At 61.3% G+C, this 24612-nt stretch carries 19 protein-coding genes; 8 read left to right on the top strand and 11 right to left on the bottom strand.

Annotated elements, in window-relative coordinates; all coding sequences use genetic code 11:
* Positions 1 to 422: 422 nt before the first annotated feature.
* Together C444_RS19060 and C444_RS19065 are read left to right on the top strand one after the other, a co-directional pair.
* The gene (locus C444_RS19060) at positions 423 to 1910 is read left to right on the top strand and encodes a proton-conducting transporter transmembrane domain-containing protein (RefSeq protein WP_004594718.1); all 1488 of its coding nucleotides are present in this window, start codon (positions 423 to 425) and stop codon (positions 1908 to 1910) included.
* Positions 1900 to 4305, top strand: a complete 2406-nt coding sequence (locus tag C444_RS19065) for a DUF2309 domain-containing protein (RefSeq protein ID WP_004594719.1) — start codon at positions 1900 to 1902, stop codon at positions 4303 to 4305. Before C444_RS19060 ends, C444_RS19065 begins: the two co-directional genes overlap by 11 nt.
* 289 nt (positions 4306 to 4594) lie before the next feature.
* On the opposite strand, the gene C444_RS19070 is transcribed toward C444_RS19065, so the two are convergent.
* The 3 genes from C444_RS19070 to dgoD all read right to left on the bottom strand — a co-directional run bounded on the left by C444_RS19070 (position 4595) and on the right by dgoD (position 8298).
* Positions 4595 to 5623, bottom strand: a complete 1029-nt coding sequence (locus tag C444_RS19070) for an LLM class flavin-dependent oxidoreductase (protein ID WP_004594720.1) — start codon at positions 5621 to 5623, stop codon at positions 4595 to 4597.
* A 422-nt stretch (positions 5624 to 6045) separates the two neighbouring features.
* A complete protein-coding gene (locus C444_RS19075; RefSeq protein ID WP_004594721.1) occupies positions 6046 to 7077 on the bottom strand; it encodes an NAD(P)-dependent alcohol dehydrogenase in 1032 nt (343 codons plus the stop codon).
* A gap of 69 nt (positions 7078 to 7146) precedes the next feature.
* Positions 7147 to 8298: a galactonate dehydratase gene (gene dgoD, locus C444_RS19080; protein WP_004594722.1), complete on the bottom strand. Its 1152-nt coding sequence runs from the start codon at positions 8296 to 8298 to the stop codon at positions 7147 to 7149.
* Positions 8299 to 8418: 120 nt separating this feature from the next.
* Here dgoD and C444_RS19085 point away from each other — a divergent pair, with 120 nt between their 5' ends.
* A complete protein-coding gene (locus C444_RS19085) occupies positions 8419 to 9192 on the top strand; it encodes an SDR family NAD(P)-dependent oxidoreductase (RefSeq protein ID WP_049909627.1) in 774 nt (257 codons plus the stop codon).
* A 5-nt stretch (positions 9193 to 9197) separates the two neighbouring features.
* On the opposite strand, the gene C444_RS19090 is transcribed toward C444_RS19085, so the two are convergent.
* From C444_RS19090 to C444_RS19115, 6 genes are all read right to left on the bottom strand, one after another.
* Positions 9198 to 10673: a rhamnulokinase gene (locus tag C444_RS19090; RefSeq protein ID WP_004594724.1), complete on the bottom strand. Its 1476-nt coding sequence runs from the start codon at positions 10671 to 10673 to the stop codon at positions 9198 to 9200.
* Positions 10674 to 10699: 26 nt separating this feature from the next.
* Positions 10700 to 11353 carry a class II aldolase/adducin family protein gene (locus C444_RS19095; protein WP_004594725.1) on the bottom strand — a complete coding sequence of 218 codons (654 nt, stop codon included), beginning with the start codon at positions 11351 to 11353 and terminating at the stop codon, positions 10700 to 10702.
* A gap of 62 nt (positions 11354 to 11415) precedes the next feature.
* Complete coding sequence (locus tag C444_RS19100; protein ID WP_004594726.1) at positions 11416 to 12576, bottom strand: ABC transporter ATP-binding protein; 1161 nt, start codon at positions 12574 to 12576, stop codon at positions 11416 to 11418.
* 85 nt (positions 12577 to 12661) lie between these two features.
* Complete coding sequence (locus C444_RS19105) at positions 12662 to 13540, bottom strand: carbohydrate ABC transporter permease (protein ID WP_004594727.1); 879 nt, start codon at positions 13538 to 13540, stop codon at positions 12662 to 12664.
* Positions 13540 to 14472 (bottom strand): carbohydrate ABC transporter permease, encoded by a 933-nt coding sequence (locus C444_RS19110; protein WP_004594728.1) that lies wholly within the window; start codon positions 14470 to 14472, stop codon positions 13540 to 13542. The genes C444_RS19105 and C444_RS19110 overlap by 1 nt, the downstream gene beginning before the upstream one ends.
* A 37-nt stretch (positions 14473 to 14509) precedes the next feature.
* Positions 14510 to 15943 carry an ABC transporter substrate-binding protein gene (locus C444_RS19115; RefSeq protein ID WP_004594729.1) on the bottom strand — a complete coding sequence of 478 codons (1434 nt, stop codon included), beginning with the start codon at positions 15941 to 15943 and terminating at the stop codon, positions 14510 to 14512.
* Between the two features lie 343 nt (positions 15944 to 16286).
* Between C444_RS19115 and C444_RS19120 the strand changes: the two genes are divergently transcribed.
* The 3 genes from C444_RS19120 to C444_RS19130 all read left to right on the top strand — a co-directional run bounded on the left by C444_RS19120 (position 16287) and on the right by C444_RS19130 (position 19101).
* On the top strand, positions 16287 to 17321 hold the full coding sequence (locus C444_RS19120) for a galactitol-1-phosphate 5-dehydrogenase (protein ID WP_004594730.1): 1035 nt from the start codon (positions 16287 to 16289) through the stop codon (positions 17319 to 17321).
* Positions 17318 to 18121 carry a class I fructose-bisphosphate aldolase gene (locus tag C444_RS19125; protein WP_004594731.1) on the top strand — a complete coding sequence of 268 codons (804 nt, stop codon included), beginning with the start codon at positions 17318 to 17320 and terminating at the stop codon, positions 18119 to 18121. The genes C444_RS19120 and C444_RS19125 overlap by 4 nt, the downstream gene beginning before the upstream one ends.
* Positions 18122 to 18333: 212 nt before the next feature.
* Positions 18334 to 19101 carry an IclR family transcriptional regulator gene (locus C444_RS19130; protein WP_004594732.1) on the top strand — a complete coding sequence of 256 codons (768 nt, stop codon included), beginning with the start codon at positions 18334 to 18336 and terminating at the stop codon, positions 19099 to 19101.
* Between the two features lie 603 nt (positions 19102 to 19704).
* On the opposite strand, the gene C444_RS19135 is transcribed toward C444_RS19130, so the two are convergent.
* Positions 19705 to 20709 carry a HEAT repeat domain-containing protein gene (locus C444_RS19135; protein WP_004594733.1) on the bottom strand — a complete coding sequence of 335 codons (1005 nt, stop codon included), beginning with the start codon at positions 20707 to 20709 and terminating at the stop codon, positions 19705 to 19707.
* A gap of 395 nt (positions 20710 to 21104) precedes the next feature.
* Between C444_RS19135 and C444_RS21915 the strand changes: the two genes are divergently transcribed.
* Complete coding sequence (locus tag C444_RS21915) at positions 21105 to 21314, top strand: hypothetical protein (protein ID WP_152420834.1); 210 nt, start codon at positions 21105 to 21107, stop codon at positions 21312 to 21314.
* Between the two features lie 595 nt (positions 21315 to 21909).
* Here the strand turns inward: C444_RS21915 and C444_RS19140 are convergent.
* Complete coding sequence (locus tag C444_RS19140; RefSeq protein ID WP_049909628.1) at positions 21910 to 22839, bottom strand: NAD-dependent epimerase/dehydratase family protein; 930 nt, start codon at positions 22837 to 22839, stop codon at positions 21910 to 21912.
* Between the two features lie 350 nt (positions 22840 to 23189).
* Here C444_RS19140 and C444_RS19145 point away from each other — a divergent pair, with 350 nt between their 5' ends.
* On the top strand, positions 23190 to 24509 hold the full coding sequence (locus C444_RS19145; protein ID WP_004594735.1) for a glycosyltransferase family 2 protein: 1320 nt from the start codon (positions 23190 to 23192) through the stop codon (positions 24507 to 24509).
* The last annotated feature ends 103 nt before the right edge of the window (positions 24510 to 24612 follow it).

The raw sequence follows: 24612 nt of genomic DNA on the forward strand, positions 1-24612 counted from the left end.
CGGGACTGCTGTCGCAGGGCCGTCTCTCGGACGACTGCGTGCCCAGGGACTACACGGCCAGCCAAGTCGTCGAAGTGACTGCCTCAGTTTCCATATCGGTCTGATTTTCGAGTGGCTTCATCGAACGGGTTGGTAATATCACCCCTGCTCACCACGTGACTACTCTCTGATTAGACCACTGTGTGTACGCGTGATCAGGGACTCGCCGTCGATGGATTTTGCCGATAGGGGCCTCGAAGCCCCGCGAAAACACTTTGAAGGTAAGTTCCGACTGATCGTCGCTGAAAAACATAATGTTCTATAATCTACTATTTTAGGAACAAATTGGTAGTATAGAAGGATTTAATAACCAGTCCGTTCGCACTAGGGATGAAGACAACCAGAACCGATCAATCACAGTCTGTGATCGGTCACGAACAACGATGTCAGGACACAACTCATCAAGGACGGTCGGATCACTCCCGGACACGACGGCTGACTCGTCGCTCGTGCCCGTCGCACTCACATGGCTCGTGTGGTCGATGTTTGCCGCGAGCATTGCTGTGCTTGCTGTCCGGGTCCGAACCGGGTTCGTCTGGGAGATACCCGGCGCGGTCGCCATTGATGGGCTGACCGTTCTGATGTGGGTGGTCGTCACCTTCTTCAGCGGTATCGTTCACAGCTACTCGCGCCGCTATCTGGCGGGCAGTCGCCTCAAAACACCCTTTTTCGCCACCGTGTTCGGCTTCACCGTGATCGTGATGGGGCTGGTGGCGGCTAACCACCTCGCCCTGTTCGGGGCGTTGTGGCTCGCAATGGGACTGCTGATGGCGAAACTCATCGGTATCGTCAGTGGCTGGGATCAGGCACAGGCTGCTGCCACGGTCGCCCGCAAGTACTTCATCGCCAGTAGCACGCTTCTCGGCGTCGCGCTGACAGCACTGTGGTGGGCGACCGGTGCGACTACGGTCTCCGGACTTACGACTGCTTCCGACTCACTCGGTGGCCCGGTGTGGCTGGTCGCCGCAGGCGCACTCGTGCTCGCAGCGATGATTCAGTCCGCCCTGATTCCGTTCCACGGCTGGCTCCTCTCCTCGATGACCGCACCGACGCCTGCCTCAGCCCTGATGCACGCCGGGTTTGTCAACGCGGGCGGCATTCTGTTGACTCGTTTCGCGCCGGTCATCTCCGTCGACCCCGTGCTCATGCTCGCAATCGTCGGCGTCGGTGGTGCTAGCGCCATCGGCGGGAAACTCCTGAAATCGGTTCAGACTGACATCAAGGGCAAACTCGGCTGTTCGACGGTCGGACAGATGGGATTCATGATCATGCAGGCCGGCCTCGGCTTCTTCGGGGCTGCTATCACCCACCTCATCCTGCACGGTTTCTACAAGGCTTACCAGTTCCTCAGTGCTGGCGGACAGGTCGAACACACTACCCCGAGCGAAGGGACGCCACACACCATCGGAATGACGACGAGCATCGTTGGCGGCGTCATCACACTGCTGACCGGGCTCGCCGGCGGCGCGGTGTTTACAGTGCTGACAGGGAAGGGAACGCATGTCGACAGCGGGCTCCTGTTGACCTTCTTCGTGGTATTCACGACGCTCCATGCGGCCCGCAACGCCGTCCAGCACACTTCGCTTCCGCCGGCGGCCCGTTACGGGGCTGTCCCGGTAGTCTTCTTCCCGGCCATCGTCATCTACGCCGCAGTCTACACGGGCGTCTCGGGGCTCATGCCCGTCAGCCCAGCAACGACCGAACTGACGCTGCTCCACGGCATAATCGCCGTCTTCTTCGTCGGCATCTACATCGGCATCGAGACCGGGATCCACGAGCGTAGCCAGCGCCTCTACGTGGCGCTGCTTAACGCCGGCCAGCCGTCGGCCGACACTATGCTGACCACGACGGAGGACTACAATGAGTACTGAATCCGCCATCCACGACAGCATCGACACCGCAGCGACCACCGTCGGCTCCCTCTGGCCCATCCACTCGTTCGTGACGGCAAACCCCCTCGCTGGGTTCGAGAACCAGCCGTTCGGTGAGGCGGTCACACAGGCAGCCGATCTGCTGGGTGGCCGTGGCTACCCTAGCGCCGAGACGTTCCGTGCAGCGCTAGAGCGCGGCCAGATAGACCCGGAGATTCTCGACGCGGAACTCTCCGAGGCCGGCTACGAGGATGACCCAGAGATACTGCTCGACCACATGGCCAACACGGCCGATGCAACGGACAGTGATTCCGATACCGCCACCGACCGCGTCGATCAGGTCCTGACGAAATGGCTATCGGCGTTCCTCGACGAGGGGAGCGCCCACTGGTCGATGCCGAACCGCGAAGCAGGGTTCTACACCGCCTTCCGCGGCGTGGCCGAACACGACGGCGATATCCCCGACGAGGGGATCATTACCGATCTGCCGGAGACGCCCAGCGAGACCATCGAAACAGTGCTTGCGCCGCACCCGGAGAGCCAGTGGGTGCCCATCTTCGAGGAGCAACTGGCTGCCCTGCCGGGCTGGACGGGACTCATCAAGCAGCGCGCCGATGACGAGGGTGCGTGGCAGTCGGCGTACCCGATTTCGCTGGCGGGGTACCTCGCGGCGCGTCTGGCCCTGCTAGATGCCGTCGATGCTGCTATCGCTCCCTCGAACACCAGCATCGATCCGGACCCGACCGCCGAACTCGCCGGGGCGTTCCTGCGCGCCTGGGAGGCGAGCTACCGCGGTGACCTCGTCGAGACCGTCTCGGTGGAGAGCCAATCGCTCGCAGACAGCGACACGTCGGGCCGCCCGGACGCCCAGATGGTCTTCTGTATCGACACCCGCTCGGAGATCATCCGCCGCCATATCGAGGCCACGGGCGACTACGAAACCCACGGCTACGCTGGTTTCTTCGGGGTTCCGATGGAGTACCAGGGCTACGACACCGACGTGTCAGTCGACGCCTGCCCGCCGATTCTCGACCCCCAGCACCACGTCACCGACGTTCCGACCGACGACGACACCCGAGAGAGCCACGACCGCTTATCTGGTATCCGTGAAACCGCCGACGAAATTATCGAGACGCTGGAGGCCAACGCCGCCACGGCCTACGGCTTCGTCGAGACTGCCGGGAGCGGGTACGGCCTCGCCCTCGCGGCCCGTACGCTTGTCCCCGGACGCGTGCAGGAACTGTTGGATGTGGCCGACGACTCGGTGCCCGATGAACACGAGTTCTGTGAGCCGCTCGTTCACCATCAACACACCTACACCGGTGATTTGCCGGTGGGGCTGACTACCGATGAGAAAGTCGAGTACGCCGCCACCGCGTTCGACCTGATGGGCTGGGAGACGTTCAGTCGCCTCGTCGTCTTCACCGGGCACGCCAGCGAGACGACGAACAATCCCTACGATTCGAGTCTTGACTGTGGTGCCTGCGCCGGCAACCCCGGCGGCCCGAACGCCCGCGTGCTGGCGGCGATCTGCAATGACACCGAAGTCCGATCCGCGCTCCGCGACCGCGGCTTCGAAATCCCCGAAGACACCGTTTTCCTCGCCGGCGAACACAACACGACGACCGACGAAGTGGAACTGTACGACAGCGATGTGCCCGAGAGCCACACTGACGACCTCGAACAGTTGCGCGCCGATCTCGCCACCGCCCGCGAGAACGCGGCCGCTGAGCGTGCCGAGTCGATGAGGAGCGACGCATCGTCGGGGGTCAACGAGACGGAGCGCCGCGCCGCCGACTGGGCTGAGACCCGCCCCGAGTGGGGCCTAGCCGGCAACGCCGGTTTCGTCATCGGCCCCCGCGAACTGACGAGCGGTGTCGACCTCGACGGTCGCGCCTTCCTCCACTCGTATGACTGGTCGGCCGATCCCGACGGTGAGGCGCTGGAGGCGATACTCACCGGCCCAATGGTCGTCACCCAGTGGATCAACACACAGTACTACTTCTCGACGGTCGATAACGCCGTCTACGGGAGCGGCTCAAAAGTGACCCACAACCCCGTCGGCAACGTCGGCGTTTATCAGGGCAACGGCGGCGACCTGATGACCGGCCTCCCGCTACAGTCGCTGATGGCTGCCGACGACGACCCGTACCACCAGCCGCTCCGCCTCTCGACGGTCATCCACGCGCCCGTCGACTGCGTCAACGACGTCCTGGCTGACCACGCGGAACTAACGGATCTGCTCGACAACAACTGGCTCTCTCTGACAGTTGTCGACCCTACGCAGGACCACCGTGCCTTCGAGTACGAGCATGATTTGGAGTGGTCGCCTGCGTCTGAATTATCCGAAACCGACCTCGCGGACCCGACCGCTCCTGCGGTCTCTGACGACTAAGCCGGTCCGACCAGGCGGTATCCGGAGCCGCTCTCGGCCGGTAGCTCTTCCGAAGAACCGCTATTACTGCCGATTTGGATCCATATAATTGGAGGCAAAAAGAGAAGCCCCTCATTCGAAAGACATTATATTCGAGAATATATCTGGATTGGGCATATATACAGCTGCGTATGGCAGATAAAACACTAAAACCCAAGAAATCTCCTTCGAGTGGGATTTTTCTTGTACAACGTGGATATCGGCAACTGAAAAACAGCGATCCGTTCTCGTTCTTCTCCTGTAGAAGGGGCTAGCGCGGTGTGAGGCCAACACCGTCTGCGAGCAACTCATGGGAGCGGAGCGCGTCAGCGTGGTCGCCGACGACGTGCTGGATCATCACCTCGTCGACTCCGACGCGATCAGACAGCTGTTCGAGAAGGGCATCGAGTGTCTCCGGACTGCCGGAGATGGCTCGTGGCCACTCACCGGCATCCAGCGTGGCAGGCGTCGGTTCGGGCACCGCTCCGAGTTCGTCGATCGCTTCCTCGACAGATGGAGTCGTGCCAACGACCCCTCGCTCCATCCGCTTGAACGACGCTTCGGCCACGGCGCGGAGCCGCGCCGCTTCCGCGTCGGTCTCGGCACAGACCGCGTTCACCGCGACCATTCCCTGTGGCTCGTCGACGCTGCCGGCCAACTGCGAGGATTCGAAGTGGTTCCGGTACTCCTCAAACGAATGGGTGGCCAACTCCGGTCGAATGAACGCGGCGAAACAGTAGCGCAGGCCGAGTTCGCCGGCCAGCGCGGCGCTCGACGGACTTGATCCGAGGACCCACGGCACAGGTGTGTCCGCATCTGAACGAGGGATTTCGAGATCACTGTACGCGTGTCCGTCCGGGTAGCCGTCGTAGAGGTGCGAAACGACGGCTTCGATTTTTTCGGCGTGGTCTTCGTCGGGGTTCCGGACACGGCGGTCTGTCCCGAGTGCTCGGTCGACGGCTGGAGAGCCGTTGGCTCGTCCAAGCCCTGCGTCGATGCGTCCCGGAGCGAGCGCGTCGAGAGAGCCGAACAGTTCCGCGACTTTGAACGGGCTGTAGTGGTTGAGGAGGACCGCCCCCGATCCGAGCCGGATCGAGTCGGTTTCGGCGGCGAGGTTGCCGAGCAGTACCTCGGGTGTTGTTCCGGCGAGCTTGTCCCCCATCCCGTGGTGTTCCGCTACCCAGAACCGGGAATAGCCGAGGCGTTCGGCCTGCTGGGCTGCGTCGACGGTGTTCGCATACGCGTCAGTCGCAGTTCCATCATTCGGGACCGGAGAGAGATCAACGATTGAGAGGTCCATATCCGCTCACAACCGTTGCGGGGTATAATCGTTCGGCTACTAACAGTGTGTGGGTATCTCACTCGGGCATGCCACTTTGATGGACCGTCCTATCTAGGCATACTAAATATACAAAAACCAATATTTTTGAGAAAACCTACGTTAGACAGAATACTTCATTTCGCTTTAATTGTTATGTTGATACTGAGTGTCGCTCGGAGAGTGTCTACTTCAGGCCCTGCTGATCATCCAGAATCCCAAATTGATGGGATTCAAACGTCTTCAACCCACACTTTCATACAATACACCACCTCATCGATTACTTCAGAGGTGTGCCAGGGTCGTTCGTACAACGGGTTGATAGAATTACTACCAAGATCCAGTAATATTTATTTGGGTATCATACCGGGATCTTCACGATAATTTTCCCAATGCAGTGTCGGTTACGAATCAAGTGATATCATCCCCTTGACCGCAGTCGGCTCCATCGCTCGGCGGAACGCATCGTCAATGTCTTCGAGTTCGGATTCAAAGTCGACTATACCCTCGACGTCGACTTCACCGTCGGCCAACAGGTCGACAGCCGCGTCGTAGGTGTTCTTGTACCGGAACGAGCCGTGGACGTCGATTTCGTTGTCGATGAGCTCCAGCACGTCGAGGGGGACCTCCGCTTCGCTTGCCAAGCCGACGAGTACGACCGTCCCGCCCCGACGGACCACGTCGAGTGTCGACTGTATCGACGGCTCCGCGCCGGAGGCTTCGACGACCACGTCGGCACCGACGCCGTCCGTGTATTCGGCGACCGACGCGTTGAGGTCCCTCTCGGTGACGTTAACTGTCAGGTCTGCGCCCCGTTCGTCGGCGAAGTCCAGCTTTTCCTCTACAACGTCGGTCAGAATTACGTCAGTCGCACCGGCGGCCCGTGCGGCCTCCATCACCATCAGCCCGATCGGCCCCGCTCCGGTTATCAGCACCGTATCACCGGTTCCGACATCGCCGCGGCGACAGGCGTGGATGCCGACGGAAAGCGGTTCGCACAGCGCCCCTTCGGTGGTGGAGACGGACTCCGGGAGCGTGTAGGCGAAGTCGGCCGGCCACGAGACGTACTCCGCGAATGCGCCGTCGTGTGGCGGCGTCGCCATGAACCGGACCCCTTCACAGAGGTGGTAGTCGCCGCGCTTACAGTGGGCACACCGGCGGCAGGGAACACCGGGTTCGAGCGCGACGCGGTCACCCGGTTCGTGGTCGGTAACGTTCTCGCCGACTTCGACGACTTCACCGGCGCTCTCGTGGCCGAGGATCAGCGGGTCCTCGACGACGTAATCGCCGATACGACCGTGTTCGTAATAGTGGACGTCTGAGCCACAGATCCCGACGTCACGGACGGCGACGAGTACCTCGTCCGGCCCGGGAGACGGTCTGGGACGGTCCTGCAGTTCGAACTCAGTCGGCTCTAGGAGTACAGCCGTTCGCATACGTGTGGGCACGTGACATAACCATAAAAATACACAGGGTGGGTCGTCACGGGCTGGTACTACGCCAGGTCACCACTCCGCGACGCTCCCGTCCTCGTGGTGCCAGACGGGGTTGTACCAGTTGACCTGTGTCTGTGCCTGTTCGCGGATGTGGGCCTCGTCGATTTCGATACCGAGTCCGGGGCCTGTCGGTCGCTTGACGTACCCGTCCTCGAAGCGGAACGTCTCCGGATTCTCCAGGACTTTGAGCCGTTGGCTCGTCGTCGGAGCGTGCAGGTCGAGGTCCTGTTCGTGCATTACGACGTTCTGTGCGCAAAAGCCGACCTGCAGACTCGCGGCGAACGCGATGGGACCGAGCGGGCAGTGGGGAACGACGGCCACGTCGAACGCCTCCGCCATCGATGCGATCTTTCGCATCTCGCTGATGCCGCCGACGTGGGTCACGTCGGGCTGAATTATCGACACCCCGTCGTCGACGAGGAGTTGTTTGAAGTCGTAGCGCGAATAGAACCGTTCGCCAGTGGCTATCGGCACGGTCGTCCGCTCGGCGATGTCGGCAAATGACTCGTCCTGTTCGGGGAGCAGCGGCTGGTCGATGAACATCAGATCGAATTGTTCGAGACGCTGGACGAGGTCGGCGGCCATCGGTTTGGAAACGCGGCCGTGGAAGTCGACGCCGACGAAGGCATCGTCACCGACGGCGTCCCGGATTGCCGCCACGCGTTCGACCGCATGGTCGACGGCGTTGGGCGTCTCAATGGGTCGGAACTCTCTGGCGAAGTTGAATTTGAACGCTCTGTACCCCCGTTCACGGTCTTCTTTCGCGGCTGCGGCCACGTCTTCGGGATCGTCGCCACCGAGCCACTGGTACACCAGCAGCTTATCCCGGACGTGACCGCCGAGCAGCTCGTGCACCGGGGCGCCGTAGTGTCGCCCCTTGATGTCCCAGAGCGCGTGGTCGATGCCGGCCAGTGCGCTCATGAGTATCGGTCCGCCGCGGAAGTAGCCGCTCTGATAGAGCTTCCGCCAGTGGTACTCAGTCCGGAGCGGGTCGGCCCCGAGAAGGTATGCCTCGATGAGCTCGGTGACGGCGGCTCGAACTGTCTCCAATCGACCCTGCACGATGGGCTCGCCCCAGCCGACGATCCCCTCGTCGGTCTCTAGCTTCAGGAGCAACCACCGCGGCGGCACGGCGAACAGTTCGAAGTCGGTGATTTGCATGGCTATGCTATCTGCGAGGGAGTACTTGTAATGACTGGCTGCCGGGGCTGGGTCACCGGGGGCCGTGACAGAGAGAGGCGTACATTTATGCTGGAGGCTGTCGGAGACCCAAGCGTACGCATGAGTGTACTTGACAGTTTCTCCCTCGACGGAGAGACAGCTATCGTCACCGGTGCGGCGCAGGGCCTCGGCAAACAGATGGCGACCGGTCTCACGGAGATGGGTGCCGACGTCGCTATCGCGGACGTGAACGGGGAGAAGGCAGCACAGACGGCCTCGGAACTGGACGGCGAGACGGACGTCATCGCGACTGAGGTCGACGTGACGGACGAAGCCTCGGTCGAGGCGATGGTCGAGGACGTGACCGACCGCCTGGGGCCGATTGACGTCCTGGTCAACAACGCCGGCATCGTCGAGAACTCCCCCGCGGAGGAGACGAGCATCGAGTCTTGGCGGCGGGTCGTGTCGGTCAACCTCGACGGCGTCTTCCTCTGTGCCAAACACGTCGGCCAACAGATGCTCGACCGCGGTGAGGGACGCATCGTGAACATCTCGTCGATGTCGGGGTTCGACGTGAACGTCCCGCAGAAACAGGCCAGCTACAACACGACAAAAGCCGGCGTCAGGATGCTGACCCAGTCACTGGCCGTCGAATGGGGCGATCAGGGGGTCCGCGTCAACGCTATCGCGCCCGGCTACATGCGGACCGAACTCGTCGACGAGGTGCTCGAAGAGAGCCCGGAGATGGAGGAGACGTGGCTGGAGAACACGCCGATGGGTCGTCTCGGTCGGCCTGAGGAACTGAAAGAACTCGTCGTCTACCTCGCGTCGGACGCGTCGTCGTACATGACGGGGTCGACCGTCGTGATGGACGGCGGCTACACCTCGCGGTGAGGGAATCAGGCTTCGGACGACGAGGCGTCGGTCAGTGCGGCCAACCGATCTTTTGCGTCTGCCCACTCACCACCAGCCTGTGGCTCGTATGTAGTCGTCTCGAAGGCCGATTCGACCAACTGCCGCCCGGTTTCGATGTCAGAGACCGTTCCGGTGGCGACGGCCTGCGTGAGAACGTTGCCGACAGCTGTCGCCTCGACCGGGCCAGTCGACACTGGCCGGTTTGTGGCGTCCGCGAGTAACTGACAGAACAGTTCGTTTCGGACGCCCCCGCCGCCGAGAACGATACGCGACGGAGAGTCCTCGACGACTGCCGCGAGCGCGTCGAGTTCCAGTGCGGTCTTCGCCGCCAGGCTGTCGAGGAGACAGCGGACGATACCGCCCTGGCCCGTCGGGAGCGGTTGGTCCGTTCGGCGACAGTAGTCCCGAATCTGGTCGGGCATCGGCTCGTCGATGCCGAAACTGTCGGCATCGGTATCGACGAGTGCGGTCCGCGGTTGGGCTTTCTCGGCAGCCGACAGGAGCGTCTCGTAATCAACCGGCTGACCTGCATCGCGCCACGCTTCGCGGCACTCCTCCAGCAGAAAGAACCCGTTGATGTTCTTCAGGAGCCGGACGGACCCGTCCACGCCGAGTTCGTTCGAGACGGCCTGTTCGAAGGCGGCGTCCGTCCGTACCGGCTCGTCGCGCTCGACGCCGAGGACGAACCACGAGCCCGTGTTGAGGAACGCGGCGTCTTCGACCAGCGGGAGCCCGGCGACGGCCGACGCCGTGTCGTGGCTCGCCGGCGTCACTATCTCCGGCGTCGAAGACAGCCCTGAGACCACGCCGTCGTCGACAGCCCCGATGGACTGCCCGGGTTCGGACAGGTCCGGGAGGAGGCCCGTCGGAACCGACAGCTCGTCGAGCAGGTCGGTGGCCCAGGCTCGCCGTTCGGGGTCGACCATCTGCGTGGTCGACGCTATCGTTACCTCGCCCGCCGGGCGGCCGCCCAACTTCGCGGAGAGGAGCTGAGGCATCATGAGCAGCCCGTCGCTCGCGTCGAGGAGGTCGGGCTCGCGCTCGGCGATGGTGTGAAGCTGCCACAGCGTGTTCGGCGTGTTCCAGTTCGTGATGCCGGTCGCGTCGAACAGCCGCCGCTTCCCGACAGCCTCGAAGACTTGCTCGCGCGTGGCCGTCGAATCGGGGTCTCTGTAGGAGACCGGATCACGGAGCAGTTCGCCGTCGGCCAGGAGCCCGAAATCGAGCCCCCACGTGTCGATACCGACCGTATCGAGGCCGTCGGCGTAGTCGTCGGCGGCCAGGATTCCATCTCCGATGTGGTCGACCAGCGCGTCGACGTCCCAGACGTAGCGACCGTCCCGTTCGACCGGTCGGTTATCGAACCGATGGACTTCACGCACGTCGAACGACGACTGTGTCACCTCGCCGAGGAACACCGTCCCGCCGCTCGCGCCGATGTCGATAGCGACGTGGTTCATGGGTCAGGTAGGACAGACACGGGTGGTCACTGCCCGTAGCTGTCGAGCTTGTCGGCCAGCCGGTCTATCTCCTCGTCCGGGAGGATCTCCGGTTCGCCGATAGCCCTGGCCTGATGATGGATGCGCGCGCAGTACTCGACCATCAGCGCGACCGTGTAGGCGTCGTCCAGCGACTCGTCGGCCGTCAACACGCCGTGGTTGCGCAACAGCGTGGCGTTGAACGACTCGCCCAGCGCGTCGACGGCGGCTTCGCCGAGTTCCTCCGTCGCGTGTGTCCGGTATTCGGCGACGGGCACCTCCGTCCCGGTGAACGAGAGGAGGTAATGCGAAGCTGGGATCGACTCGCCGAGCGAGGCGAACGTCGTCGCATAGGGAGAGTGGGTGTGGACGACGCCGCCGACTCCCGGACGCTCGCGGTAGACGGCCAGGTGCATCGGCAGCTCCGTCGATGGCTCGGCGTCGCCCTCGACGACAGTCCCGTCCGTGTGCACGACCGGAACGTCCTCGGGTTCGATCTCCCCGTAGGGGATTCCCGACGGGCTGATCGCGATGTGGTTCTCGTCGAGTCGGGCACTGAGGTTCCCGCCGGTGCCCGTGGTCAGATCGTCTTCGAGCAGGCTCAGGCCGTACTCGCAGATAGCGTTACGCGTCTCGTAGTGTGAAATGTCTTGGTCTGTCATCTGTCGTGGATAGTGAATCGGTAGGTAGCTGTGGTAGTGGGAGGACAGCGAACGGCCTGTCGTCACTCGGCGGGCTTCATCTGCTCTTCGAGCGCCATTTCGGCATCTTCACCGAGTTGGCGCTGGTGGATCGTTTCGCCGCTGGCGGGATCGAACAGGTGGACGTCTTCGTCGGGGATCTCCACGTAGACGTGTTGCCCTTCGCTGATCGGGCGCTGCCCGTCCGTCTCCACGATGAACGTCTGGTCGTGGCTTTGAGACCGCGCCTGCAGATAGACGTAGGAGATGCTCCCCATCGGTTCCACGACGTCGACGACGGCCTCGAACTCGTGGCCCGAGTTCGCCCGGTCGTGGAGCGTCATGTCCTCCGGCCGGATACCGAGGACGAGGTCGTTTCGAGTGCCGACAGCGGACTGCATCTGCTCGGTCAGGTCGAAATCGAAGCCGTCCGCGCGGAGCGTCCCGCCCTCGACCGCGCCCTCGAAGAAGTTCATCGACGGCGAGCCGAGGAAGCCGGCGACGAACTGGTTGGCCGGGCGGTAGAAACACTCCAGTGGCGTGCCGACCTGCTGGAGTTCCCCGTAGTTGAGAACGACGAGCCGGTCGCCCATCGTCATCGCCTCCGTCTGATCGTGGGTGACGTACAGCGTCGTCACGTCCAGGTCGTTCTGGAGCCGGTTGATCTCCGTCCGCATCTCAGCCCGGAGCTTCGCGTCCAGGTTCGACAGCGGCTCGTCCATCAGGAAGACGTTCGGGTCCCGGACGATGGCCCGACCGAGCGCGACGCGCTGTTGCTGCCCGCCGGAGAGTTCACCGGGCTTGTCGTCCAACAGCATGTCGATGTCCATCATCTCGGCGGCGGACGTAACGGCTTCCTCGATCTCCCCGGAAGACATGTCGGTGGACATCTTCAGCCCGAAGGACATGTTCTCCTCGACGGTCATGTTGGGGTACAGCGCGTAGTTCTGGAACACCATTGCGATGTCCCGCGCGCGCGGACCGAGCTGGTTGACTACCTGCTCGCCGATGCGGATGTCGCCCTCGGTTTGCGTTTCCAGTCCCGCGACGATGCGCATGAGCGTCGACTTCCCGCTCCCGGACGGACCGACGAAGACGATGAACTCGCCGTCGCGGATGTCCAGGGAGACGTCGTCGACCGCAACTATCGATTCATCTCCGTCTCCGAACCGTTTCGTAACGTCGTCGATTGTGATACGAGCCATTAGCGTGCCTCCGTGTCGCGGCTACTTATTCCCGCCGCGGGGGTGTAGTCAGCGAGCGATACCTGTCGTGGCGATACCACAGCGTTCATTCCTTGATCACCACGCCGAAGCTGAGTCCAGCAGCGAGGTACTTGTTGACCGCGATGAGGAAGACGACGACCGGAATGATCATCGCCGTCGATGCGGCCGCGAGCATTCCCCACTCGATGGAGCGAGAGCCGATGAACGAGTAGACGAACAGCGTCACCGGCACGGCCTCGAAGCTCGTCAGCACGAGCCCGAACAGCAGCTCGATCCACGCGAAGATGAAGCTGATGATGGCGACCGAGAAGATGCCGGGCTTGGCCGCCGGCAGGACGACCTTTCTGAAGCCCTGGAACTGGGTCGCACCGTCGACGCGTGCGGCCTCCTCCAGCGTCTCGGGGATGCCGTCGAAGAACGCTTTCATTACCCAGACGACGAGCGAGAGGTTGATGCTCACGTACATCAGAACCATCCCGATTCGCGTGTCGAACAGGTTGAGCTCCCGGAAGATGATAAAGAACGGGAGCACGACGGCAATCGGCGGGAGCATCCGTGAGGAGAGTATCCACACGAGCACGTCCCGCTCCATGGGGATGTCGTACCGCGAGAGGACGTACGCCGCGGGGACGCCGATCAACAGCACGAGGACGACCGATGCTGACACCATGATGAGGCTGTTGGCAAAGGCCCCGACGAACCCGGAGTTCTGGAGCAACTGGATGTAGTTGTACACCGTCGGCAGGAAGATCCAGTCCGGCGGGAGCGAGTTCGCTGTTCCGGGCGGTTTCAGCGACATCGAGGCGAGCCAGTACAGCGGGAACAGCACGATGAACGACCACGTCAGCAGGATGGTGTGTCGAACGGCCGTGACGAGTTTCTCGCGCGTGTCCTTGTCGAGTCGCTGTGACGCAGTCGCGGAGTCGCCGTCTGTCGTCGCCATCAGTCCCACACCCCCTCGAAGCCGACCTTCGCAATGATGACGTTACACAGTGCAACGACGAGGACGAGGTAGACGATGGCGATCGCTGCGGCCACGGTGATCTGGTTGTTGATGAACATCTGTTCGTAGATATTGATGCTCACGAGCTGGGTCGCCGTCCCCGGCCCGCCGCCAGTGAGCCCGTACACCACGCCGAACGTCCGGAACAGGTCGATCAACCGGATGAGGGTCGCGACGAACACGACCGGCTTCATGTAGGGGATGATGACGTGGACGTATCGCCGCCACATCGGGGCTCCGTCGACGCGGGACGCCTCGATGAGCGTCTTCGGCACCGACGAGAGGCCGGCGTAGAAGATGATGAACATGAACGGCGTCCAGTTCCACGCATCCAGGAGAATGACCGTCAGCAGCGGCACCTCAGAGAGGAAATTCGGCGCTGCGAACGGCGTTCCGGTGTTTATGACGTATGGAATAATGCCGATCTCGCTGTTCAGCATGATCCGGCCGATGGTCGCGAGCGAGACGGGCGCGACGGCCATCGGAATGATGAACAGCACCCGATAGAACGACTTCGTCCGGTCGGAACCGACGCCGGCGACGAGCGCGGCTAGGACGAACCCAAGGACGGTTTCGAGGAGCAGCGCGCTGACGACGACAGTAATCGTAATGACGAACGAGTGGATCGCGCCGCCGCGGGTAAAGGCCGTCTCGAAGTTAGACAGCCCGACGAAATCGGCTGCGAATACATCGAGTGTCGGCTCCGCGATCAGGCTGAGATACAGGTCGTAGGCACCGGGGAAGAAGGTGATCATCACCATCACCGCCACCATCGGTGCCATGAACCAGTACGGGAGGTAGTCGTTCCACAGGTCCCGGAGCCTGGCGAAGGTCGATTTGGATGTCGTTTCCGTTTGCGTTGGTGTACTCATTGGTGGGGTAGTGTTGTGGCTTAGATAGGACTGGGGGTTAGTTGCTGTAGATGTCCTCGGCTATCGATGCCGCCTGCGTCATCGCTTCTTCGGCGGACTTCTGGCCGGCGATGGCGCGCTGCAGTTCCTCGGAGTACCGCTGGCCCCATTCGGGGTACTTCCGGTCGAACGGGTCCGGTGCTGCTTCCTGCAGGGATTCGAGCGTGACCTGTGCGAAGTTCTCGCCGACGCGGGAGCGGAACTCGTCGTTCTCCCAGACGGACTGCCGGACGGAGAACGCGGCGTCGCCCTCGACGTGCATCCAGGTGTTGGTCGGCTGCGAGGACGCCCACACCATGAACAGGAACGCCTGCTCGGAGTTCTGTGCGTTCTTCGACGTGGAGATCTGCCAGTTGAACGCGTTGGGCGAGAACTGGCCGTCGGCCGGACTGGGTACCTTCGCGATGCCGACCTTGTCCGCAACGGAGGAGTCAGAGCCGGTGAGACCGGGCCAGAACAGGTTCGCGTCGGAGACGATGTGTCCGGCGCGTCCTTCCTGCATCGTCGAGAGCACGTCCGACCAGGTCTGGGTCGAGGCCCCTTCGGGACCGTAGTCCTGCAGCAGGCTGACGTACCACTCAGCGGCGTTGATGACGCCGTCTGAATCGAGGCCGGAATCGTCCGGGAAGCTGTCCCAGAGCTCCATGCCGTTCTGGCGCAGGAACGTGTTCAGGATGTAGATGTTCATCCCGTAACCCTTGTCCCCACGGCCGACGGTGCCGACGACGTCGGACTCGTTCTCGTGGATGGTCTTCGCGTTCTGGCGGAACTCTTCGAGCGTCTCGGCGACCTCCAGCCCGTGTTTCTCGTACAGGTCCTTGCGGTAGAACTGCGTCTGGACTTCGACGGTAATCGGCATCCCGGTCCACGTGTCGCTGTAACCGCCACCGTGGGCCTGCCACCGCGAGGCCTCGAAGAGGTCGTCGGTGTTGTACCAGTCTTCGTCGAAGAGGCTGTCGTCCTCGAAGAACGGGTCGAGCGGCTGGATCCAGCCTTCCTCGCGGAACTGGTTGACGACCTGGTCCATGTAGAAGACGTCGAACTGTCCGGCACCGGTACTGACGTCCGTTTGGCGCTTGGTCCGGAACTGCTGTTCGGGCAGGACGTTCCAGACGACGTCGATTCCGGTCAGTTCCTCGAAGACTGGGACTGCCGGCTTGATGGCCGAAACCCAGGGGTGCTGGACGGCCCCGATATTGATCGAGGATCCCTCGAACTGTCGCCAGTCGATATCGGCGTTCTCGTATTCGCTGAGCGGAATCGCGAGCTCACCGTCGCTTCCGTCAGTGCTGGTTCCGCCATCGCTACCATCACTTGAGCCGTCACTTCCGCTTCCATCCGAGCCATCGCCACCTCTTGTACAGCCGGCGAGACCGCTGAGTAGTCCGACACCTGTCGCTTTCAGAAACGTCCGCCTGTTGGAATTGGTCATGCCAGTTTGCCTCGTCACTACCGAATTACCGATGCATAATAAAGGTAATCATCTGTAAGGTAGAATACTCATCTCACTGGGTGAGATACGACGGTAGACAGAACGGAGACGCTTCTAGCCACGAATTTACCCGTCGCCCGATTACGGGAAACCGTAGCAAGATTTTAATACGCGGTCCGAAAATATCGATGGTACGGATCGTGGCCGAGCCCGCTGTGCGTCCAGATCAGATGGACCAGTGACAACGGGTACGGCCCAAAGCACCCATGACCCGACCCACACCAACTCACGACCGAGGTACTGCTGTAGTGACGACTGTGACCCGACCGTCGGAGGACGACTGATGCGCGCCAGTACGTTGACCGATATCGGCGAAATCACCGTCGAGGAACGGGACCGACCGGACCCGGCTGCTGACGAAGTCCTCGTCCAGGTCGGTGCCTGCAGCGTCTGCATGACCGATTATCACATGTACCACGGCACCTTCGCCGCGGAAACGCCACTGGTACTGGGTCACGAAGGCGCGGGGACCGTCGCGGAAGTCGGCGAGGACGTCGACACGTTCGCGGTCGGCGACCGCGTCGCGATCAATCCCACCGTGCCCTGCAACGCCTGTTCGTATTGCAAGAAGGGGGAAACGCATCTCTGTGAGAACAACACGAGCATCGGCGGTGCCGGCGACACCATCCTCGATGGGGCCTTCGCCGAGTACGTTCGCGTCCCGGCCATCAACGTCGAAGACATCGGCGATATGTCCTTCGAGCGTGCCGCCCTCGCCGAACCGCTCGCCTGCTGTATCCACGGCGTCGAAGAAGCTAACATCAAACCCGGCGACAGCGTCGGGATCATCGGTGCCGGCCCGATCGGCCTGTTGCTCCTCCAGGCGTTCCGCAACGCGGGTGCTGCTCCCATCGTCGTCTCCGAACTCGACGACGAACGGCGCGAACTTGCGGCCGACCTGGGTGCGGACGCGGTCGTCGATCCCAACGAGGCGGACCCGGAGCAAGCGATCCCCGAAGCGGCCGGCGGACCTGTCGACGTCGGCGCCGAGGCCATCGGGCTCGTCCCGACAATCAAGCAGGCCAACGCTGTGACCGCGCCCGGCGGCTCGACGCTCATCTTCGGCGTCCCCGACCAGGAGGCGACGATGGAAGTCAGTCCGTTCGATGTTTTCTTCGACGAGGTCGACTACCGCGGTTCGTTCTCCCTGACGACTGAGGACTTCGAGCGAGCGATAACACTACTCAGGCACGAACGCATCGACGCAGAGACGCTCATCACCGAACGTATCGGGCTTGATGACCTCCCGACAGCGTTTGAACGGATGGGCAACGCTGAGGGGCTGAAGAAAGTAGTCGTTCCAGGGGACTCCGAGTGAGCGAGTACGACCTCCTCGATACCGCGTCCGGAAACGCGGTCGTCGTTGCGCTTGACCACGGTATCGGTATGGGCGCAATCAACGGGTTCGAAGACCCTCAGATCACACTTGACGCGGTGCTTGCAGGCAAACCAGACGGCGTGCTCGTCGGACCGTACTTCGCCGAGCAATTCGCCGACACGCTTGCCGCTTCGTCGACAGAGGTCCTCGTGACTGCGGATTTCGTGTCACCCTCGAGTCGGCCCGGCGAAGATACCGGCCCCTGGGTGCAACAGCACGCGTTTGACACCGACCGGCTGCTGGCGTGTGACCCCGTTGGCGTCAAGTCGGTACTCGCCTTCGGCCGGCAGGATAGCCAGTCGTTCGAGCGGAACGTCAACTACATCACGGAGATCACCGAGTCCCTGCGGGGCACCGGCGTCCCACACATGGTGGAGACCGTCATGTGGGGGAACGACGTTCCCGACCGCTTCGAAACAGACACCGAGTACGTCGCAAACGTCTGTCGGATCGGTTGGGAACTCGGTGCCGACATTCTCAAATCACCGTACACGGGAGACCGAGACTCGTTCGAGCCTATTGTCGAGAACGCGCCGGTCCCAGTGATGATTCTCGGCGGTCCGTCGCCGGGACCCGTCGGCACGATGCTTGCGGACGTTGCCGGTGCGATGGCGGCCGGGGCCCGCGGTCTCGTGATGGGACGTAGCGTCTGGCAAACCCAGGACCCAGCCGCCGTCGTGACCGCGCTCCGCCGAATCGTCCACGACTCTGTTGCACCTGAAGTGGCCTGGCCGCCCTGAAGCGGACGTTTTCTACACGTTGGTGAGTTAGCTACGAGCTGGACACATCCGTTCTGTAAAGCAGAACGAGTAAATTTCGGTATTTAGACGTCGTAGCAATCCTGTCCAAGCTAATAAATAATGTAGGATTCAATGTGATATTGGCTCACATGGTTGTGGCTGTTCTGCTCTAGTGAACAGACTTTTTACAGCACGGGTTGAAATGACATCCAATGACTGACGAACCACAGTATGCGGTCGAAGCGACCCAAACGTCCGTCGCTATCCTCGAAGCGCTTGTTGACGCGACGGGGCCCGTCGGCGTGACAGAGCTTGCTAATACCGTCGGGGTGTCCAAAAGCGTCGCCCACAATCATCTCTCGACGTTACGTGCGGCCGGATACGTGGTCAAGCGCGCAGAGAAGTATGAGGCATCGCTCCGCCCGTTGTCTCTCGGTGAGCGAACGCGTGACAACCTCAGTTTCTATCAGGCAGCGAAACAGCAATTGGACAATCTCGCGGCGGCGACAGGGGAGACAACGACGCTGTTCGTCCTCGAAGAAACGGCCGGCGTCCCGGTGTCGATCTCCGAACCTACGGACGGCTGGTCAGTCCCGTTCCATGCGGGCGAACGGTTGCCACTCCACGTCAATGCCATGGGAAAGGCATTGCTGGCGTCGCTTCCGAGTGACCGCGTCGACTCGATTCTCGATGAGACAGAGCTTATTGCGCCGACCGACGCAACCATCGTAGATCAGGACGAACTCACCGAGGAACTGCGCCGAATCCGCGACGACGGCATAGCGTTCTGCAGAGGAGAACAGTACGAAGGGATTATCGGTGTCGCCGCCCCGCTCTCTGACGTCAGTGGCAATCGGGTCGCTGCACTGGGGATCGCTGGCCCTGTTGAACGCCTAAACGGCCGATATCTCAGGGAGGACATCACCGGGCAAGTCCTCAGCACGACAAAATCCATTCAAGTGACTCTTACATCGAATTAATGGGTCCTGGAATAACAGACGTACCACTGTTATTCTATTCTGTCGGTGGCCGCCATCGAAGTGGACAACCGTCCTCACTGCCAGGCCGCTACCGGCGACGCCTGATCTTCATGCGTTGAAGAGATCCCTCGCGGTCACCCCGGCATCAGAGGTAATCTCGCGAGGATCGTGGTTACTTTATTCCTCCCCTGCACTGAGTGTGAGATTAAGCACCATCGTGTGAGTGATACTGCTGTCAATCACGTGTGTTCTCTATGGCAGAACATACAGCAGATGTGAATAGCAAGGTGCTATATGGGGACAGCCGAACCGGCTACAACAGCGGCTATTGATCTCTTACCTCGCCCATCATCAAATATAAAACTATGATGTTTTAAACTCTAAACATATACATCATATTCGTTTATAGAAATGCTAGATATACACCTGTTTCATTCGAGGCGGTGTGTCCCACCGGCAACGTCCGATTTCCCACAGAAGTAGATGGATCTGATGCGTACTGGTACGAGACGACGTAGCACCAGATATCTACTGCAGCCGTGGCCCTGCCAGAGACGGGGATATGTGGTTTCTGTGAGAACTGCAGGAAAACCGACTGGATCCTCATAATGGGGTGCCACAGCCTGGGCACAGCGGGGGATCGGATTCGGGGAGCGAAAGCCCGCAGTGTGGGCACCCGCCATCGGCTTCCGGCATCCGGATTTCCGAGACAATGTCGGCTGTCTGCGTGCGGATTGCATCTCTCTCGGCTATTCCTGTGAAGTCGTCAGCAGATTCCGTCCCGCGATATTGACAGAGAGCGAACTGGGCTCGCTCTGCAACAAACTTCTCGTCCGCAGCGAGTCTTTCGAGTTGTGCTTGCGGGAACGCTTCCATGCTATCAGTGCCGGCAAGCAAACCCAGCGCTTCGGCCGCCCGCCCACGGACGTATCTGCTTTCGTTTTCGAGACACGAGACGAGTGCTTCCCTGGCGTCTGTAAGCTGTTCGGGGCACGTAGAGCCGATAACGACGAGAGCTGTGCTCAGGTGATATCGGACCAGTTCGCTGTCGGCTCGAAGATGTTCGGCGAGCGAGTCGACCTGATAGCGGAGTCTGTCCGGACTACCCAGGGCGACGTGGGCCAGAGCCTTCGCCAATTTCTCTGTTACTTCTGGTTTGTCGAACTCCAGGCCAATGCGCAAGTCTGCCACGACCTCAGGCGAAACGACGGCATCGGGATGGTCGACGGCGACGTAGCCCAGCGCCTCCGCACACCGGGCGCGAACGTAGTAGAACTCCGACTCATCCGCCAGTCGCTCGGCAAGCGTCGGGGCAGCCGGAACCACGCTGTCCGGCACACTCTCGCTGACCGTGACGAACAATTTCGCTGTCGTGAGCCGTGTTGGTCGCTCGCTGTTCTGCAAAAACTCGGTGAGCGATGTCAGTACGCCGTCGAACAGTTCCGGCCGGTCGTCGGCAGCCGCTTTGAGTGAGCGTAAGCACGTCTGTTGATCAGCCGCTCCGGCCGTCGAAAGCCGCTCAAGTGCTGTCAGTGCGTCAGCTTCCTCTCCTTGTTCGAGCAATGTTACAATCTCTGAATCCGGAGGTGCACCGGGTTGGTCGTCCATCGGTCCGTTGTCGGCGTTTCTCAGAGGACCCACAAAACCCCTTGCCTCCCGGGTATTGCTCGACCCGACGACAACCACACACCGTTGAAGCCGCTATACCGCGATTGAGACACTATATGGTACTGTATCTGTGATGGATACATCTATCTGTGAGCTATCTCGTTAGAGAGTAACGATATTTGGATATAATGAGGTGGCGGATGTATAACCACTGGTAGTGATCAAACACATCAAGCGTATCTTGATACGTAGTCGTCAACGGTTTCGAGAATATCGGTAGCCGCCGCAACGTTCCGGTCTGCGGTAATGGATGGTCCCCGACCGAACTCCGGACGGTTTCGGTGTCGATAGCCCGCTCGACGACGCCGTGGCCACCGCCGAGGCAGTCGCCGAGAATGGATTCGAGCGCCCGTGTCACATCGCTTGGGCTTTCCCGCTGCCGAAATGACGACCGCGGTGTAGTTGCTAAGGTCGTACGGTTCTCACGGAATGTCAGCGCCTCACCGTCGCGGCTGACGGCTGACGAGTGGCGACTGCTGGCGGGCCGCGTCTACGGTGGCCTCGATGCAATCGAGTGCAACCCCGTGTGCATCGCTGGCAGCTAGTGCCCCGGTTGCGAATCATACGACTGCTTCCATCCGGACCGGTAAACGTCTGGCTCAGACGCGAGTTCCACTGTTTCACCCCCTGCTGCCATCGAACGGTCTACGCCGGGTAGTCACACGCGAGATTGTGGATACCAGTGTTCGATGGTCCCGATGAGTAGTTAGGATTCGTATATGAGTGCGGATGTGGAACGGATACTAGTCTCTAGTCGGAACCTGGGTCGATATTTTATAGATAGACACCCAGATGCGCGGACAGCCACACGGTAGTCAGAATCACTGCAACTCGAAATCGGTAGAACACAGCCTCCCGGAAGAGTTTCGCTCCGAAACGGGCCAGTATCCGGTCAATCGATTGGATCTCCCCGGCAAGCAGTGGGTGTGTACCGTCGGATCGAAGGGCTAGTCTCGATATGCGAGCGTGTTAGAGACCGTTTTACACGTGGCTAACTGGAGCTATTCCATCTCCGGTACCGCCTCTCTTCGAACAGCTGTCATAAGCAAACTCCTAACATTATCTTGTACTCGGGGAACCGCCGGGTATCAGGTTGCTCGCACCGTCCTTCCGATACGGGTTCGATCGTGGAAAAGTGATTCACGTCCGTACGGTGTCGAGCGTTGCTTCAAGGCCCTTCTGGAGGGACAACGTTGGTTCGTACCCGAGCAGTTCGCGTGCGTCACTGAGGTCCGCTTCGCTCTGTTGGATGTCGTTCGCACGACCGGGGACGTGCTTGACAGCGATGTCCATACCGACGACGTCCCGGACCGTTTCGGCGAGTTCGTTTATCGTGACGCTCCGTCCGGTTCCAACATTGAACGGCCGGCCGATGGTGTCCGTCGTAGCTGCGAGCAGATTCGCACGCACGATGTCGTCGACGTGGACGAAGTCCCTCGTCTGTGTCCCGTCGCCCTCGACCGTGAGCGGCTCGCCGGCCTGGGCCTGACGGACGAACGTGCCAATGACGCCGGCGTACTCTCCGTCGAGGCCGCGCGGACCGTAGACGTTGAAGTACCGTAGCGGCACCGTCGGTAGGCCGTATTGCTCGGTGTAAAACCGTGCGTACTGCTCCCCCAGGTATTTCTCGAAGCCGTAGGGGCTGTTTGGTTCAGTCGGCGCGTCTTCCCCGATGGGAACGTCGTCGGGGGTGCCGTACACGGCTGCGCTGGATGCGAACACCACCCGCGTGTCCTGCCGTCGAGCGCAGTCGAACACGTCGACGGTCGCCGTGCCATTCAGCTTGTGGCAGTCGACCGGTTGCTCGATTGACTCTGGGACGCTGACCATCGCTGCCTCGTGGAACACGACGTCGACGCCCTCCATCGCCGCATCGAGCGTCGCCCTGTCCCGAACGTCGCCCTCGATGGCGGTCACGTCGTCGGGGAGGTTCGCCCGTCGCCCTGTCGAGAAGTCGTCGAGAACTCGCACGTGGTTGTCCGCAGCCAGTGCCGCTGCCAGGTGGCTCCCGATGAACCCACCACCTCCGGTGACCAGTACCCGACGGTCGCTGACAGTTTCCGTAGACATGTCGTTCGGAGACGTGGTTTTCATGGGTTAAGTTATTCGTACGCATACGGCCGTCGTCCGGGACCGGGAAAAGTGTATCAGCGGCTGTTTACCAGTCTGAATCGCGTTTTGGCTACTTTGGGGATACGCCAGCCTGCTCCGAGCAGTAGTAATCTTTGTTACCTGCTCACTGCGGATGGCGTAGAATAGCGCTGCCCTCGGAAAGCTGGGAATAACAATATGTCAACTCGTACACAGCGGAGCACAACGGAGTCCACTACCCGACACAATGATGCCAACACGCGTACCGGAGCTCGTGGACGACCACACCGGGCGACCGCCGTCGAGAGCGGTCCGGGAGTGTGGCTGAAATGTCTGACAGAATCCAGCAATCGGCCACGAGCGACGGTATCCGCGAGGTTTCGAAGAACTTGCCCGCAGTGGGATTGGTCGCGACCGATTCAAACGCCGAGTGGATAGCAGCCGAAATCCTCCGGATACACTCGCGGGCACATCAGGCAATCGTCACGGCGGCTGTCGACGCCGACCCGCAGGCACTCGCTTTCGCCCGCTGGCTCGATGCAGAGGTAGTCGACCCGTCTGGTAGTCAGCCTAAAAGCGATACTCCCCGCGAGCGACTGCGACGGTACGCTAAGCAGGCGGGATATCCGGGCCTCGTGTACCACGGCGGGGGGGACGGGTCGGTCAATCTCCCGGCGAGCCGCGAGGCGCTGAACAGTACCGAGAAGTTCACTATCGACGCCCGCGTCGAACCGGTCACTGACCCGGAGCCGACCGTCATGGTCGGAATCCCGGCGTACAACGAAGCGGGAATGATCGGAAGCGTGGTTGAGTCGGCCAGAGAGTTCGCCGACACAGTCCTAGTAGTCGATGACGGGAGCACTGACGAAACCGTCGAGGCCGCGCAGGCAGCTGGTGCGACGGTGTACGAACACGAGCATAACGTTGGGTACGGCGGGGCGCTCAAGAGCATCTTTGAGCAGGCCGATCGGAGCGACACCGACTATCTGGTTGTCCTCGACGCCGACGGCCAACACGACCCGAGCGACATCCCGGAATTGATCAAACGACAGCGGGAATCGGACGCGGAGATCGTCATCGGGAACCGGTTCGATGAATCCGCCGAGACCGAGATGCCGCTGTACAGGCGATTCGGGCTGTTTACGGTCAATCTCATGACCAACCTCAGCCTCGGAATCTTCACGCCGACCAATCGGATACGTGATACACAGAGCGGCTTCCGGGCGTACAGCCAGGCGGCGATAAGCTCGCTGGCTTCGGACAGCTCAATCGGCGATCGGATGGATGCGAGCACGAACATCCTGTACCACGCCCACTCGAACGGTTATCAGATCGCGGAGGTGCCGACGACGATCGATTACGACGTGGAGGCGTCCAACAATCTCGGTCCGGTCGAACACGGACTTACGCTCGTCGGGAACATCATTCGGACAGTCGAGCGGGAACATCCGATTATGTTGCTCGGCGTCCCCGGCGTTTGCTTCGTTCTCGTCGGTTTCGTGTTCACGTACCTCACGATGTTCAACTATCTCCAAAGTGGGACCTTCCCGCTCGGGCACGCGCTGGCGAGTACTACCTTCACCATCACCGGCATCCTCGCCTCCTTCACTGGAATCATTCTCCATTCTCTGGAACTGTACCGCCAGTAGCTGTCGAGGCGACGGCGGGACAGCTATTATTCTGTGCCTCACTGTCCATCAGGCAGAGTTTACCCGGTCTCTGTGGTCCCTGACCGCACACAACTTCTGCATA

Source organism: Haloarcula japonica DSM 6131, from assembly GCF_000336635.1.
Lineage (GTDB): Archaea > Halobacteriota > Halobacteria > Halobacteriales > Haloarculaceae > Haloarcula > Haloarcula japonica.

What these genes read in the sequence shown, in the direction of transcription:
- C444_RS19060 (WP_004594718.1), top strand. Translation starts at nt 423, where the DNA reads ATGTCAGGACACAACTCATCAAGGACGGTCGGATCACTCCCGGACACG.
- C444_RS19065 (WP_004594719.1), top strand. Translation starts at nt 1,900, where the DNA reads ATGAGTACTGAATCCGCCATCCACGACAGCATCGACACCGCAGCGACC.
- C444_RS19070 (WP_004594720.1), bottom strand. Translation starts at nt 5,623, where the DNA reads ATGGACCTCTCAATCGTTGATCTCTCTCCGGTCCCGAATGATGGAACT.
- C444_RS19075 (WP_004594721.1), bottom strand. Translation starts at nt 7,077, where the DNA reads ATGCGAACGGCTGTACTCCTAGAGCCGACTGAGTTCGAACTGCAGGAC.
- dgoD (WP_004594722.1), bottom strand. Translation starts at nt 8,298, where the DNA reads ATGCAAATCACCGACTTCGAACTGTTCGCCGTGCCGCCGCGGTGGTTG.
- C444_RS19085 (WP_049909627.1), top strand. Translation starts at nt 8,419, where the DNA reads ATGAGTGTACTTGACAGTTTCTCCCTCGACGGAGAGACAGCTATCGTC.
- C444_RS19090 (WP_004594724.1), bottom strand. Translation starts at nt 10,673, where the DNA reads ATGAACCACGTCGCTATCGACATCGGCGCGAGCGGCGGGACGGTGTTC.
- C444_RS19095 (WP_004594725.1), bottom strand. Translation starts at nt 11,353, where the DNA reads ATGACAGACCAAGACATTTCACACTACGAGACGCGTAACGCTATCTGC.
- C444_RS19100 (WP_004594726.1), bottom strand. Translation starts at nt 12,576, where the DNA reads ATGGCTCGTATCACAATCGACGACGTTACGAAACGGTTCGGAGACGGA.
- C444_RS19105 (WP_004594727.1), bottom strand. Translation starts at nt 13,540, where the DNA reads ATGGCGACGACAGACGGCGACTCCGCGACTGCGTCACAGCGACTCGAC.
- C444_RS19110 (WP_004594728.1), bottom strand. Translation starts at nt 14,472, where the DNA reads ATGAGTACACCAACGCAAACGGAAACGACATCCAAATCGACCTTCGCC.
- C444_RS19115 (WP_004594729.1), bottom strand. Translation starts at nt 15,943, where the DNA reads ATGACCAATTCCAACAGGCGGACGTTTCTGAAAGCGACAGGTGTCGGA.
- C444_RS19120 (WP_004594730.1), top strand. Translation starts at nt 16,287, where the DNA reads ATGCGCGCCAGTACGTTGACCGATATCGGCGAAATCACCGTCGAGGAA.
- C444_RS19130 (WP_004594732.1), top strand. Translation starts at nt 18,334, where the DNA reads ATGACTGACGAACCACAGTATGCGGTCGAAGCGACCCAAACGTCCGTC.
- C444_RS19135 (WP_004594733.1), bottom strand. Translation starts at nt 20,709, where the DNA reads ATGGACGACCAACCCGGTGCACCTCCGGATTCAGAGATTGTAACATTG.
- C444_RS21915 (WP_152420834.1), top strand. Translation starts at nt 21,105, where the DNA reads ATGGATTCGAGCGCCCGTGTCACATCGCTTGGGCTTTCCCGCTGCCGA.
- C444_RS19140 (WP_049909628.1), bottom strand. Translation starts at nt 22,839, where the DNA reads ATGTCTACGGAAACTGTCAGCGACCGTCGGGTACTGGTCACCGGAGGT.
- C444_RS19145 (WP_004594735.1), top strand. Translation starts at nt 23,190, where the DNA reads ATGTCTGACAGAATCCAGCAATCGGCCACGAGCGACGGTATCCGCGAG.